Origin of the sequence: Streptomyces sp. NBC_00647, assembly GCF_045207245.1 — a bacterium.
In the GTDB taxonomy this organism is placed as follows: Bacteria; Actinomycetota; Actinomycetes; order Streptomycetales; family Streptomycetaceae; genus Streptomyces.
The window spans coordinates 3,960,781-3,973,326 of record NZ_CP109040.1; the positions used below are offsets into that span (position 1 = coordinate 3,960,781).

Below are 12,546 nucleotides of genomic sequence, written 5' to 3' on the forward strand. Positions count from 1 at the left end.
CTCTCGGGGGCCCTCCCGTCACGGCGCGCACGGCACGTTGAGCGACAGCAGGGCGGCCGACCCGTCCTCCACCCGGAGTTCGGTGACCGCCGCGTTGCCGAGGCTGGGCAGGACACGGCGGTACTCGCCCAGCGGGATGGACAGGGCGGAGCACAGCACCAGACGCAGCAGGGTGTTGTGCGCGACGACCAGCACCCGTTCGCCGGGGTGGGCCGCCGCGATGTGGCGCAGGGCGCGCGTCCCACGGGCCGCCGCGGTGCGCGGGTCCTCCGCCTCAGGGAAGGGGTACGACACCGGATCGGCACGGAACGCCTTGGCCCGGACCGGGTTCTCGGCCTCGAACTCGGCGAGCGTACGGCCCTCCAGCACCCCGAAGTCGCACTCCCGCAGGGCGGGTTCGCGCTGTGGGACGAGCCCCAGGACGCGGCACGCCGGCTCGGCGGTGGCGACGGCACGCGACACGGTCGAGGTCCAGATCGCGTCGACGGGGTGCGCGGCGGCCCAGCGGCCGAGGGCCTCCGCCTGGGCGCGGCCCTCGTCGGTGAGGGGGACATCGCTCACTCCGGCGTAGCGGTTCTCCGCGTGCCAGACGGTCTGCCCGTGCCGGGCCAGGAGGAGAGTCGTGCTGCGGCTCGTAGTACTCATGACGCCGCAGTATCCAGGCCCGCGCCGATACCCGGCCACGCGTCGCCGTCGTCCACGGTCCGGACCTCCCGCACTGTCGTCCTCGTACGCAATCCGGACCTCCCACACCATCGCCGAGCACGCCGTCCGCACCTGTTATCACGCACTCCGGGCGGTGAAATCTCAGCGCGCGCCGAGCTTTTCACCTGCATGAGGTATCCGGACCGGGACGAGCCGGCACGAGAGGAGACGAGTGGACGGGCCCGGGACGCGGCCGGACCGATTCCGGACCCGCGAGCCCTTACGCTCGCAGGGCCGGCGTTCGGCACCCGGATGCTTCTCGACCTTTCCCGTCCGTTCTGACACGGAGGAGTCGCCGTGGACGTGCACTGCCCGAACTGCGGAGGACCGCTGCAGAAGTTCCGCAAGCTCACCAAGGACGAGGAAGCGGCGGTGCGCAAGATCAAACAGGTGGACGACCCGGCCGCCTACCACCGCTGCACCCGTCCGGGCTGCCGCCGCTTCCAGCGCTGGAGCAATTGGCGCGACGGCGACAACTTCCCCGAGCCCGACGCCAAGTAGTCCGCTCCCGGTGGCGGACCCCCGGGACCGGCGCCCCGGACCGGCACCGGACCGCAGCCGCCTACAGGTTGCTGAAGTCCGGTCCCGCCGTGCGCGTGCGCTTGATCTCGTAGAAGCCCGGCACCGAGGCGACCATGAGCGTGCCGTCCCAGAGCTTGGCGGCTTCCTCGCCCTTGGGGGCCGGGGTGACGACCGGGCCGAAGAAGGCGAGCTGCTCGCCGTCGGCGCCGGGGACGGCGATGACCGGGGTGCCGACGTCCTGGCCGACCTTCTCGATGCCCTCCTTGTGGGAGGCGCGCAGCTCGGCGTCGAACTCGAAGTCGGCCTGGTCGGCGTAGTCGATCAGGTCGGCGGGGAGTCCGACCTCTTCGAGGGCGCCGGCTATGGCCTCCTTGGTCGGGCCCATGCCGTCGTTGTGGAAGCGGGTGCCGAGCGCGGTGTACAGCGGGCCGAGGACGTCGTCGCCGTGCTTCTGCCAGGCGGCGGTGACCACCCGGACCGACTGCCATGCCGTGGTCGCGAGCATCTCGCGGTAGTGGTCGGGAAGCTCGTCCAGCTTGGGCTCGTTCAGTACGGCGAGGCTCATGATGTGCCAGCGGACCTCGATGTCGCGGACCTTCTCCACTTCCAGCACCCACCGCGAGGTCATCCAGGCCCAGGGGCACAGCGGGTCGAACCAGAAGTCGACGGGGGTCTTGCCGGAACTGGTCTGAACGGTCTGCTCGGGCATGGCTCTCCTCGGAACGCGGTCTTTCCCGTGGCAACACCGGCACTCGCCCGCGCCATTCCCGTGCGTCCGTGCGATTCCGACGGGTCCGAGGGATTCCCCTGTGTCTGCGCCGTCGCAGCGCCCGCCGTAAGGAGCACATGGCAGGATCGGCCCTGTTCGCACATGTCTATGACGCCATGAGGGAGTGCAGTCGTGCCCGGTGAGAATCTGTCCCGCGACGAGGCCCAGGAGCGGGCGGCACTGCTGTCCGTCGACAGCTACGACGTCTCCCTCGACCTGCGCTCGGCCGTCGGGGAGACCGAGCCCGGAGAGACGGCCGGCGGGCCCCGCACCTTCCGCTCGGTCACCACGCTCCGCTTCCGCTGCGCCGAGCCGGGCGCGGCGAGTTTCGCGGACCTGATCGCTCCGCGCGTGACGGCCGTCACGCTCAACGGCAGGGACCTCGACCCGGGTGAGGTCTTCGACGGCTCCCGCATCCGGCTGGAGAACCTCGCCGCCGAGAACGAACTCGTCGTGGACGCCCAGTGCGCCTACTCCCGCACCGGCGAGGGCATGCACCGCTTCGTCGACCCCGAGGACGGCGAGGTGTATCTGTACACGCAGTACGAGCCCGCCGACTCGCGGCGCGTCTTCGCCAACTTCGAGCAGCCGGACCTCAAGGCACCGTTCCGTTTCGAGGTGCGCGCCCCCGAGGGCTGGACCGTCTGGAGCAACGGCGCCGGTGAACTCGCCGACGGTGTGTGGAAGTTCGCCGAGACGAAGCCGATCTCGACCTACATCACGGCGGTCGTGGCCGGCCCGTACCACTATGTGACGGACTCCTACACGCGCGCCTTCGACGACGGTACGACGCTGGAGATCCCCCTCGGCGCGATGTGCCGCAAGGGCCTGGCCCCCCACTTCGACGCCGACGACGTGTTCCTGGTGACCAAGCAGGGTCTGGACTTCTTCCACGACCACTTCGACTACCCGTACCCCTTCGGGAAGTACGACCAGGCGTTCGTGCCCGAGTACAACCTCGGCGCGATGGAGAACCCGGGTCTCGTCACCTTCCGCGAGGAGTACATCTTCCGCGGCAAGGTGACGCAGACGTCGTACGAGGCCCGGGCGAACGTCATCCTGCACGAGATGGCGCACATGTGGTTCGGCGACCTGGTCACCATGGTGTGGTGGGACGACCTGTGGCTGAAGGAGTCCTTCGCCGACTTCATGGGCACGTTCGCCAACGTCGGCGCGACCCGCTTCACCGACGCCTGGATCACCTTCGCCAACCGCCGCAAGGCCTGGGCGTACCGCGCGGACCAGCTGCCGTCCACCCACCCGATCACGGCCGACATCCGTGACCTCCAGGACGCCAAGCTGAACTTCGACGGCATCACCTACGCCAAGGGCGCCTCGGTCCTCAAGCAGCTGGTGGCGTACGTCGGACAGGACGCCTTCCTGGAGGGCGCCCGCCGCTACTTCAAGCGGAACGCCTACGGCAACACGCGGCTCGGCGATCTGCTGTCGGTCCTGGAGGAGACGAGCGGGCGGGACATGGCCGCCTGGGCACAGTCCTGGCTCCAGACCGCGGGCGTCAACTCCCTCACCCCGCAGGTGATCCTGAGCTCCGACGGACGCGTCACCGAGCTGGCGATCCTCCAGGAGGCCCCCGAGTCGCACCCTCGACTGCGCCCGCACCGCGTCGCCGTGGGCCTCTACCGGCGGCAGTCGCTGCGCGAGGGCGGGGACGGCTCGCTCGTCCGTTACGCGCGCGCCGAGGTGGACGTCGACGGGCCGCGCACGGTCGTCGGCGAACTGGTCGGCGCGGAGGCCCCCGAGCTCGTCCTGGTCAACGACGACGACCTCACGTACTGCAAGATCCGCTTCGACGAGGGCTCGCTGGCCACGCTGCGGGACGCACTCGGCGAGATGACCGACCCGCTCGCCCGGGCCCTGTGCTGGTCGGCGCTGTGGAACCTCACGCGCGACGCGATCGTGCCCGCCCGGGACTTCATCGGTCTGGTACTGCGTTTCGCGGGCCGCGAGTCCGACATCGGTGTGCTCCAGATGCTGCACGCCTGGGCGAACTCCGCGCTCGTCCACTACGTGGCGCCCGACTGGCGCGCGGAGGGCGGGCAGTTGCTCGCCGAGGGTGCGCTGAAGGAGCTGCGGCTCGCCGAGCCGGGCAGCCAGCACCAGCTCGCCTGGGCCCGCTTCTTCGCCGACATCGCGTCGGGCGAGGCCGATCTCCAGCTGCTCCAGGGCCTGTTGGAGGGGACCGCCAAGATCGACGGGCTGGAGGTCGACCAGGAGCTGCGCTGGGCGTTCCTGGAGCCGCTGGCCGCGCACGGGGCCGCCGACGAGTCCGTCCTCGCCGCCGAACTCGCCCGCGACGACACGGCGTCCGGCAAACGGCACCAGGTCCGCTGCCTCGCCGCCCGCCCCTCGGCCGCGGTCAAGGCCCAGGCGTGGGCGGCCGTCGTGGAGTCCGACGCGCTCTCCAACGCCCTCGTCGAGGCGACGATCTCCGGCTTCGCCCAGCCGTCCCGGCGGGAGCTGCTCGCGCCCTACACCGCCAAGTACTTCGCCGCGATCGACCGCGTCTGGGCGGAGCGGTCCATCCAGATCGGCATGGACGTGGTCAGGGGACTGTTCCCCTCGCTCCAGGACTCCCCGGAGACCCTGGAGGCGACGGACGCCTGGCTCGCGTCGCACGAGGACGCGCCGCCCGCCCTGCGCCGGCTCGTGCTGGAGTCTCGGGACGATCTGGCCCGGGCGCTGCGGGGCCAGGCCTGCGACATCGCCGCGGCGGGCTGACACCCGCCCCACGCGAACCACACCGGAGAGGGCGCCGGCGCCACCCGCGTCCGGCGCCCTCTCCGGTGAAATGATCACATGCGCGCACTGGTTACGAAATTCAGGTATTCAGAGCCGTAACCCCTATTAATCACCCGCCGGACCAGCGCCTTTCGGCACTCGAACGCCCGTACCTCAGGGCGCGCTTGTCCCGATTTGCCGACGGGCGGGTAACAGCGGTTAGAGGGCGGCCTCCCGGCGGGAAACCCCGGGGCATGACCCACATCCCCCCGCTCTCCCCCCGCCCCCTGCGCCACCTGTCCCACGTACGGCGCCGGGTCCTGACCGCGGCCCAGTTGCGCGGCCAGGGCGTGACCGGTGCCGACGCCAACGAACGCTGCCGGCCCGGCGGACCCTGGCAGCGGATCCTTCCGGGCGTCTTCCTCCTGCATCCCGGCCCGTCCACCGCCGAGGAGCGGGTGCACGCGGCGCTGTTGTACGCCGCCCGCTCCAACGCCCCCGCCCCCGCACGGGCGGTCCACATCCCCGTCCAGCCGGGTGCCGAGGATCCGCACGCCGCCCAGCCCTACGCGGACGCGCTGATCACCGGGCTGGCGGCGCTGGCCCTGCACGGCTTCACCTCCGCCGCGCCGCTGCTCTCCCTCGACACGATCGACGTGCTGGTCCCCCGCATGCGCCGGCTGCGCTCGACCGGCTGCGTCCGCATCGTCCGCACCCCCTCGCTGCCGGCCCCCTCCTTCGTGACCGGCGTCCCGGTCGCCGCCGTACCCCGGGCCCTGGCCGACGCGGTCGCGGAACTGACCGACGCGGGCGCCGTGCACCAACTGCTCACCGAGGCGGTGCGCGACGGCCACTGCGAACCGGCCTCGGTCGTGAAGGAGTTGACGGCGGCGCGGCTGCTCGGCCGCCCGCACGTGATGGGCGCCGTGGACTCGCTGAAGGCGGAGGGCAGGGCGATCGCGGAGACCCACCTGTACCGGATGGTCCACGAGCACGGGCTGCCCGACCCGGTCTGGAACGTCGACCTGCGGCTGCCCGGCGGCCCGCACCTCGGGGGTCTGGACGCGTACTGGCCCGAGCAGGCGGTGGCGGTCGAGCTGGACATCCGCACCCCGCGCCAGGACAAGGACGCCGTGCGGTCCGAGTACGCCCGCAAGCGCGAGTACCTGGAGCGGCTCGGCATCACCGTCGTCCACATCACCCCGAGGAAACTCCGTGCGGCGATGGAGCAGCAGGCCGCGGTCGTGCGCACCGCGCTGATGGCCTCGAACGACCGCGATCCGGCGGCGCATGTCGTGGTGCTGCCCCGGTAGTGACGGACCGGGTGGTGCCAGGCGAGGAGGGAAGAGGCCGGCGAGGGTCCGCGAGGTGGCCCCGCCGGCCCCTTCCCGCGTTCCGGTGGCGTTGTCGGTGCCCCGATCTACTGTGGGGCGAGCAGGAGTTCCCCGGCCGGACGCGGCCGCCGTGACGAGCAAGACGAGAGTTCAGGAGAGCCTCATGACGACCCTGCCCGATCGCCCGAACACCGCAGTGCTGGTGATCGACATGCAGCACGGAGCGGTGGACGGCGCCCACGGCGTCGACAGCGTGATCGCGAACATCAACACACTCGTCGCCAAGGCCCGCGCCGAGGCGGTGCCGGTGATCTGGGTGCAGCACTCGGACGACGGGATGAAGCGGGACAGCGAGGCCTGGCAGTACGTGCCAGAGCTGGTCCGCCGCGACGGGGAGCCTGTCGTCCACAAGAACTACGGCGACTCCTTCGAGGCCACCGACCTGGAGGAGCTGCTCGCCGAGCGTGCCGTCGGGCATGTCGTCGTCACCGGCGCCCAGACCGACGTCTGTATCCGCTCCACCCTCCACGGCGCCTTCACCCGCGGGTACGACGTCACCCTGGTCGGCGACGCCCACACCACGGAGGACCTCACGGCGTACGGCGCCCCCACCCCGGCCGAGGTCGTCGCGCACACCAACCTCTACTGGAAGTGGCAGAGCGCGCCCGGCCGACGCGGGGACACCGTCGAGACGGCGAAGGTCAGCTTCGCGACGGGCGCCGCGGGCTAGGGGGGCGCCGGTCCACGGCCGGGCCGAGAGCCGGCCCGGCCGCGTGAACGGCTCGACGGGGCGGTCTACTTCCCGCAGAACTCCGCCTCGATCACGGCGTCGCTGTCGCCCGACCAGTCCCCGTTGAAGTTGAAGGCGAGGGAGTGGCGGCCGTCCGCCGTGGTGACGGCCGAGGAGACCGAGCCGTGGATGCCTCCGTCGTGGCCCCAGACGTGGACGCCGCAGCTCAGCTCGCGGTCGATGAGGCCGAGGCCGTAGCGGGCGTTCGGGATGCCCTCGACCTCGACCGTCGTCCTCATCTCCTTGAGCTGCTCGCGCGGCAGGAGCCTGCCCCGCAGGAGTGCCGTGTAGAAGCGGTTCAGGTCGGCGCTGTCGGAGATCATCTCCCCCGCGGAGGAGGCGAGGGTGGGGTTCAGGGTGGTGACGTCGTACGTCGGTCCGCTCGTCGTCTCGGCCAGTTTGGAGTACGCCCTGCTGCTGGGCCGCGGGACCGTCACCCGCGTACCGGGGACCGACGTGGCGTGCAGGCCGAGGGGTTCGATGATCCTCTCCCGGATCTGCGCGGCGTAGGACCGGCCGGTGGCCTTCTCGATCACCATGCCGGCCAGGACGTAGTTCGTGTTCGAGTAGTTCCAGGACGTGCCCGGCGCGAAGTCCGGCTTGTGGGACAGGGCGATCGCGACGAGCTGCCCGGGTGTCGACGTGTCGTAGCGGTGCCGCAGGAAGCCGTCCTTCAGGAAGTACGTGCGGCCGAAGTCCTCGTCGGCCGTGTAGTTGAAGATTCCGCTGGTGTGGTTGAGGAGTTGCCGGAGGGTGATCCCGGTGCCGTCGTTCCCGTTGCCCCGCACCACGCCCGGCAGCCAGTGGTCCACCGTGTCGTCCAGTGACAGCCGTCCCTCCGCCTCCAGTTGGAGCAGGACGGTGGAGGCGAACGTCTTGGTGATGCTGCCGACGCGGTAGCGGTCGGCAGCGGAACGCGGTGCGCCGGTCCGCAGGTCGCCCACGCCCGCCGTGGCGGACCATGCCCCGTGCCGGTCCTCGGCCGTCGCGGTCACGCCCGGCACGCCGTCGCGCACGGCCGCCTCGACGGCCTGCCGGGTCGGCGCGTGGTGCCCTTTCCCATGGTCATCTTTCGCGGGAGCCGCCACCGCGGGTCCCGCCAGTGTCGCCGCGATCGCCACGGCGGTCGCCCCCACCAGTCCCGTACGTACCCTCATGCCGTCCCCATCTCGCCGTTCGACCTGGTCGACGGGACGGACACGAGGGCGCGCTCACGGGTTGCCCGGCCGGGACGCGTTGAGCCGTTTTCAGCCCTTCTTCAGGATCAGCTCGGTGTTGCGGTCACGGGAGGTGCCCGACAGGTCGGTGCGGGCTCCGGGCGTGTTGAAGGAGATCTCCCGGTAGAGCGCCGCGAGGCCGGTCTGGGTGAGGTCGGAGAAGTCCGTGGCGTGCGGGGCGGCGGACTCGATGAGGGTGGTGAACAGGGAGAGCGTGCCGTCCTTGTTGTCCACCAGCTCGATGACGCGGGCGAGTTGGGGGAAGTCGACGTGCGAGGCGGTGGAGATCTCCCAGAAGGAGCGGTCGCCGGGGGCCGCGTGCGGGGTGATCTGGTTCTTGTGGGAGTGACCGTTCACCCAGGCGAGGGTGTTGCCGAACCTGGCGAGGAGGGCGACGACCTCGTCGCCGCCGTGCCGCCTCTCGGCCGGGCGGGCGGGGTCCGCGTAGGTGTTGCGCATCGTCTTGCTGGTGTGGTGGCTGAAGACGACGACGTACCTGTCCTCGTTCTCGCGCAGCGTCCTCTCCAGCCAGCGCAGCTGCGCCGTGCCGATGGAGCCCTCGTAGTGGCCGCCGGGGTCGGTGGTGTCGAGGCTGACGCCGATGACGTCCTCGGCGATCCGGAAGGTGTAGTACTGGGTGCCCGCGGCCAGGTTCGCGGAGGAGTAGCCGTGTCCGATCGGGCCCGGTCCCGTGAACGCCGGGTCGAGGTGCGCCTTGACGTACTCGGCGGGCGTGAACGGGGCGCGCTTCTCGTCGGGTGTGACCGAGCGCATCTGCCGGGTGTGGGCCCTGAGCAGGTCGCGGACCTCTTTGCCCTTCGGGCTGGTGCCCTTCTTCAGGCTCTTGGCGAGCGCGGCGCACTCCGCCGAGCCGAGAGACATCAGCTTCTTGCCGCCGACGGCGAATTCGGTGAGGTACGAGTCGCCGCGCGTGGCGTAGCAGCCCATCGGGAGCGCGTCGTGGTTGCCGACGGTGGAGTACCAGGGCAGGCTCAGGCCGGGACTGCGCAGCTCGCGGATCGCCGCTTCCAGGAAGCCCTGGATGCGCGGGAAGCCGCGCTGCTTGTCGGCGTCACGCAGGGCCGCGTCGGGCTGCCAGTAGGTCTTGAGGCCAGAGGCCTGGACGCCCTCGTAGTGTCGCGGGTCGCCGCTGTTCGGGCTGATGCGGCCACCGCTCATGGCCTTGAGGAACCACTCCAGCTCCGTCTTGGAGTTGTTGTCCGTGTTGTCCCCTGTGGTCATGACGAAGTGCAGCGCGGAGCCGGTGACGGGGGCTCCCCGCAGGGAGTTGACGCGTTCCACCAGCGAGACCGCGCCCGCGACGGTCAGCGTCTCCTGCGGACGCCAGGCGCTCGTGTTCTGGGAGCGCAGGAACTCCAGGCGCAGCGGGTGCTGGGTGTCGGTCAGGTGCAGGTCGGTGAGCTGCACGAACGCGGCGAGCGCGGTGCGCCGGTCGGCTCGGCCGTTCTTGCCGGCGGCCAGTTCGTCGCGCACGACCCGCTTCCAGCCGGCGCCGTCACCGAGCCGGCGGTACCCGGAGGAGCCGGAGCGCGGAGCGGCGACGCCGCTCAGCGTGGTGCCGCGCGTGTACGGGACCAGCTCGGCCGGTGCGTGCGGACCGGCCGTGCCGGCCTGGGCCTTGGAGCGGGCGACGGAGTCGGCGACGGTGGCCTGCTCCGGAACCGCGGCGTGCGCGGGGGACTCCGGGCGCAGGGCGAGTCCGATCCCCGCGGAGAGGGACACCGCCCCGGTGGCGGCCAGCAGGGTGCGGCGGTTGAGGGCGGGTACGGCAGCGACAGAGCGTATGCGCGGCATGGCGCGGTCTCCCCGAGTACGAACGCGTCGGCAGTGGCCGCGGGGCGCTCGGCTGGCGAACTCCCCGCTCATACTGGATCGTTGGCATCGGGGATGACCTGCGCGTTAACTGGGCTGCAACGGGCAGCGCCGATCACCGTACGTGGATCTTGGCGCACCCTGCCCGTCCATGGAGTCCTGTCCGAACGGCCGGTGGCCGGTCACTCCGTGTTCATCTTCCGGGGTAGGGGAGGTGATTCCGGGGCTGTCGCCCCCTGTTCACGGGTTGGCCGGCGAGTACGCGGGGGCGGACCAGCGCAGGGGGCTGGCGGCGGGCGTCTCGACGGCTTCGGCGAGGGTGAACCTCACGGTCCGTTCGCCGTCGGGGGTGAACTCCGTGCGGGCCGTGCCGGTCAGCTGGAGCACCGCCCCCGATGTCCAGTCCAGGAAGAGCAGACCGGCGCGCGGGTCGGCCGCCAGGTTGCCGAGGGTCAGGAACATGGCGTTTCCGGTGTAGTCGCGCCAGCTCAGTTCGCCGGGCGCGTCGACGCGCACGAAGCCGGGGTTGCCGCCGCGGTGGCTCGCGTCGGCACCGTGCGGGTGGACCGTGGCGAGGAAGAAGGTGTCGGCGGCCTCGACGAACTCCCGCTGCGACGAGGTGAGTTCCGTGCCGCTCCGGGGAACGCCCGCCGTGCGGTCGACCGTCTCGTACACCTCCCTCTTCTGGAGGTACTTGGGGCAGTTGGCGAAGACCTGGTCGGCCTCGACCGCGAAGCCGCGCGGGGTCGGCCGGACCCGGCCGTTGAGGCGCATACGGCGGCGGGTGCGGGGGTCGAGGGCGATGGTACCGACGGGAGTACCCGGGGTGGCGAGCGCGTCCGTGAGCGGATCGCCGGCCCGGAGCCCGCCCGCGACCGACATCTGACGAGGTCCGGTGGCGCGCACGAATCCGGGCTGCCCGGTGAGCAGCGAGGCCCATACGCTGCCGCTTCCCGAGATGGCCCCGCTCCCGGAGCCGGTGCCGCTTCCCGGGACGGCGTCGTCCTCCGAGCCGGAGCCCCCGCCCGGGACCGCCCGGCCGAAGCCCCTGCCGGGGCCGGTGCTGATCCCGGAGCCGCCGCCTCCGGCCTCCGCGCCGCGCTCCGGTGCCGCCGCGCCGACGACCAGCATCGGCTGCAGTTCGAGGAAGGCGGCGGCCACCGGGCGGATGCCCTGACCGATGGCCCGGCCCACGTGATCGGCGAGATCACGGACGCCGACGCGGTCCTGCATCGCCCGTGAGCCCGAGTGATACGTCATGACCGCTCCTCGTTCTAGAAGAAACCGCAGGTCGGCGCGGTGGCGTTCGGCACCGGCGCCTCCTCGGCACCGGTCGCCGTGAAGATCTCCAGACGGGTGCCGTCCGGGTCGTGGAAGAAGATGCCGCCCGAGGCGGCGCCCTCACGATGGGCGACCACGCCCTCGTGGGCGAACGTGGCGCCGTAGGCGCGCAGGGCCGTCTCGTACTCCCTGACCTGCTCGACGGAGTCGACTTCGAGGGCGAGGTGGTGCAGGCCCGCCAGGCCGGTGTCGTACGCGCCCCGCGCCTGCTGCCAGAGCGTGAGCACCGGGCGGCCGTCCCCGGCCGGGGAGCCGAGGAACGCGTACCGCCGCTCCCCGTCGTCGCCCTCCTTGCCCTCGCCGAGCACGCCGAAGCCCAGGACGTCGCGGTAGAAGGCGAGCGAGCGGTCGAGGTCCGTGACGTTCAGACCGATGTGGCCGGTGCGCAGAGTCATGACAGTCCCCTTCTGTCGTCGGCAGCCTCCAAGAGAGACTAACCTTTGTCATTGACATTAAAGGTTAGGATCGAGAGCGTCAACCGGTGACCTACTCTTGAGCGGTTAGCAGTGAAGGGAGATCCTCCATGTCCACCAGCACCGACCCCCGCCCCCTCACGGGCGAGCCGGTCGCGCTCGACCTCCTCAACACCCGCTGGAACCACGAGGGCGTGGTGCGGGACCTGCTGGACGACACCGAGGGCCTCGCGGTGTGGCTGGCGGGCAACGGGCTCGACTTCCCGGCCGACGGCACCGTCCTGCGGCACACGCTCGAAGCCCGCGACGCCCTGCGCGCGGTGATCGACGCACCCCGAGGGCCGGGCGACGGGCAGGGCGGGACCGGGAGCGACGCGGACCCGGCGGACGCCGACCCCCACCTCCCGGCTCAAGCCGCCGCCCGCGTCGACGCCCTCCTGACGCACGGGCGCGTCCGACTGACGCTCACCCCCCGGGGGCCGGGCGAGACACCCGAGTTCGACGACCCCTCCTGGGGGCCGGCCTGGCTCGCCGCGCGCAACTACCTGGAGCTGCTGGACACCGCCCCGGACCGCATCCGCCGCTGCGCCCACGACGCGTGCATCCTGCACTTCTTCGACACCTCGCGGAACGGCACCCGCCGCTGGTGCTCGATGGCGGCCTGCGGTAACCGCGCGAAGGCGTCCCGCCACTACGCGCGCACAAAAGAGAGCTGAATCGACAAAGGGAGACATCCACTCTGTCCGGGATATCCACGCATAGGGCGCTAACACCGACATGACGCATGGCGGAAGTGCGCCATGGCTCCATCCCGCCACGGTCAACCCTCCCCAAACAACTGTCCCTTGGGTAAAGCTGAGCGGTCATCCGGGTCCACATACCG

General features: G+C 71.3%; 11 protein-coding genes. 5 read left to right on the forward strand and 6 right to left on the reverse strand.

Features of this window, described 5'->3' with window-relative positions:
* Nucleotides 1-18 precede the first annotated feature (18 nt).
* Nucleotides 19-645 (reverse strand): histidine phosphatase family protein, encoded by a 627-nt coding sequence (locus OG788_RS17360; protein WP_406371832.1) that lies wholly within the window; start codon nucleotides 643-645, stop codon nucleotides 19-21.
* Between the two features lie 357 nt (nucleotides 646-1,002).
* Between OG788_RS17360 and OG788_RS17365 the strand changes: the two genes are divergently transcribed.
* The gene (locus OG788_RS17365; RefSeq protein ID WP_351548159.1) at nucleotides 1,003-1,206 is read left to right on the forward strand and encodes a hypothetical protein; all 204 of its coding nucleotides are present in this window, start codon (nucleotides 1,003-1,005) and stop codon (nucleotides 1,204-1,206) included.
* Between the two features lie 61 nt (nucleotides 1,207-1,267).
* On the opposite strand, the gene OG788_RS17370 is transcribed toward OG788_RS17365, so the two are convergent.
* A complete protein-coding gene (locus tag OG788_RS17370; RefSeq protein ID WP_406371834.1) occupies nucleotides 1,268-1,936 on the reverse strand; it encodes a DsbA family protein in 669 nt (222 codons plus the stop codon).
* Nucleotides 1,937-2,128: 192 nt separating this feature from the next.
* On the opposite strand from OG788_RS17370, the gene pepN reads away from it, so the two are divergent.
* From pepN to OG788_RS17385, 3 genes are all read left to right on the forward strand, one after another.
* Nucleotides 2,129-4,735, forward strand: coding sequence for an aminopeptidase N (gene pepN, locus OG788_RS17375; RefSeq protein ID WP_406371836.1), 2,607 nt, complete (start codon nucleotides 2,129-2,131; stop codon nucleotides 4,733-4,735).
* A gap of 254 nt (nucleotides 4,736-4,989) precedes the next feature.
* Nucleotides 4,990-6,048: a hypothetical protein gene (locus OG788_RS17380; protein WP_406371838.1), complete on the forward strand. Its 1,059-nt coding sequence runs from the start codon at nucleotides 4,990-4,992 to the stop codon at nucleotides 6,046-6,048.
* A 184-nt stretch (nucleotides 6,049-6,232) separates the two neighbouring features.
* On the forward strand, nucleotides 6,233-6,799 hold the full coding sequence (locus OG788_RS17385; RefSeq protein WP_406371840.1) for an isochorismatase family protein: 567 nt from the start codon (nucleotides 6,233-6,235) through the stop codon (nucleotides 6,797-6,799).
* 65 nt (nucleotides 6,800-6,864) lie between these two features.
* Here OG788_RS17385 and OG788_RS17390 read toward each other — a convergent pair whose 3' ends face one another.
* The 4 genes from OG788_RS17390 to OG788_RS17405 all read right to left on the reverse strand — a co-directional run bounded on the left by OG788_RS17390 (nucleotide 6,865) and on the right by OG788_RS17405 (nucleotide 11,645).
* The gene (locus tag OG788_RS17390; protein ID WP_406371842.1) at nucleotides 6,865-8,016 is read right to left on the reverse strand and encodes a serine hydrolase domain-containing protein; all 1,152 of its coding nucleotides are present in this window, start codon (nucleotides 8,014-8,016) and stop codon (nucleotides 6,865-6,867) included.
* Between the two features lie 90 nt (nucleotides 8,017-8,106).
* A complete protein-coding gene (locus OG788_RS17395) occupies nucleotides 8,107-9,891 on the reverse strand; it encodes a TIGR03767 family metallophosphoesterase (RefSeq protein ID WP_406371843.1) in 1,785 nt (594 codons plus the stop codon).
* Between the two features lie 258 nt (nucleotides 9,892-10,149).
* Nucleotides 10,150-11,169, reverse strand: a complete 1,020-nt coding sequence (locus tag OG788_RS17400; protein ID WP_406371845.1) for a pyridoxamine 5'-phosphate oxidase family protein — start codon at nucleotides 11,167-11,169, stop codon at nucleotides 10,150-10,152.
* Nucleotides 11,170-11,183: 14 nt separating this feature from the next.
* A complete protein-coding gene (locus OG788_RS17405) occupies nucleotides 11,184-11,645 on the reverse strand; it encodes a VOC family protein (protein WP_406371847.1) in 462 nt (153 codons plus the stop codon).
* A 128-nt stretch (nucleotides 11,646-11,773) separates the two neighbouring features.
* Here OG788_RS17405 and OG788_RS17410 point away from each other — a divergent pair, with 128 nt between their 5' ends.
* Complete coding sequence (locus tag OG788_RS17410; RefSeq protein WP_406371849.1) at nucleotides 11,774-12,379, forward strand: CGNR zinc finger domain-containing protein; 606 nt, start codon at nucleotides 11,774-11,776, stop codon at nucleotides 12,377-12,379.
* The last annotated feature ends 167 nt before the right edge of the window (nucleotides 12,380-12,546 follow it).

Bases quoted from the DNA above. Each gene is read 5' to 3' on its own strand.
- OG788_RS17360 (WP_406371832.1), bottom strand. From the start codon at position 645: ATGAGTACTACGAGCCGCAGCACGACTCTCCTCCTGGCCCGGCACGGG.
- OG788_RS17385 (WP_406371840.1), top strand. From the start codon at position 6,233: ATGACGACCCTGCCCGATCGCCCGAACACCGCAGTGCTGGTGATCGAC.
- OG788_RS17410 (WP_406371849.1), top strand. From the start codon at position 11,774: ATGTCCACCAGCACCGACCCCCGCCCCCTCACGGGCGAGCCGGTCGCG.
- OG788_RS17400 (WP_406371845.1), bottom strand. From the start codon at position 11,169: ATGACGTATCACTCGGGCTCACGGGCGATGCAGGACCGCGTCGGCGTC.
- OG788_RS17405 (WP_406371847.1), bottom strand. From the start codon at position 11,645: ATGACTCTGCGCACCGGCCACATCGGTCTGAACGTCACGGACCTCGAC.
- OG788_RS17380 (WP_406371838.1), top strand. From the start codon at position 4,990: ATGACCCACATCCCCCCGCTCTCCCCCCGCCCCCTGCGCCACCTGTCC.
- OG788_RS17390 (WP_406371842.1), bottom strand. From the start codon at position 8,016: ATGAGGGTACGTACGGGACTGGTGGGGGCGACCGCCGTGGCGATCGCG.
- OG788_RS17395 (WP_406371843.1), bottom strand. From the start codon at position 9,891: ATGCCGCGCATACGCTCTGTCGCTGCCGTACCCGCCCTCAACCGCCGC.
- OG788_RS17370 (WP_406371834.1), bottom strand. From the start codon at position 1,936: ATGCCCGAGCAGACCGTTCAGACCAGTTCCGGCAAGACCCCCGTCGAC.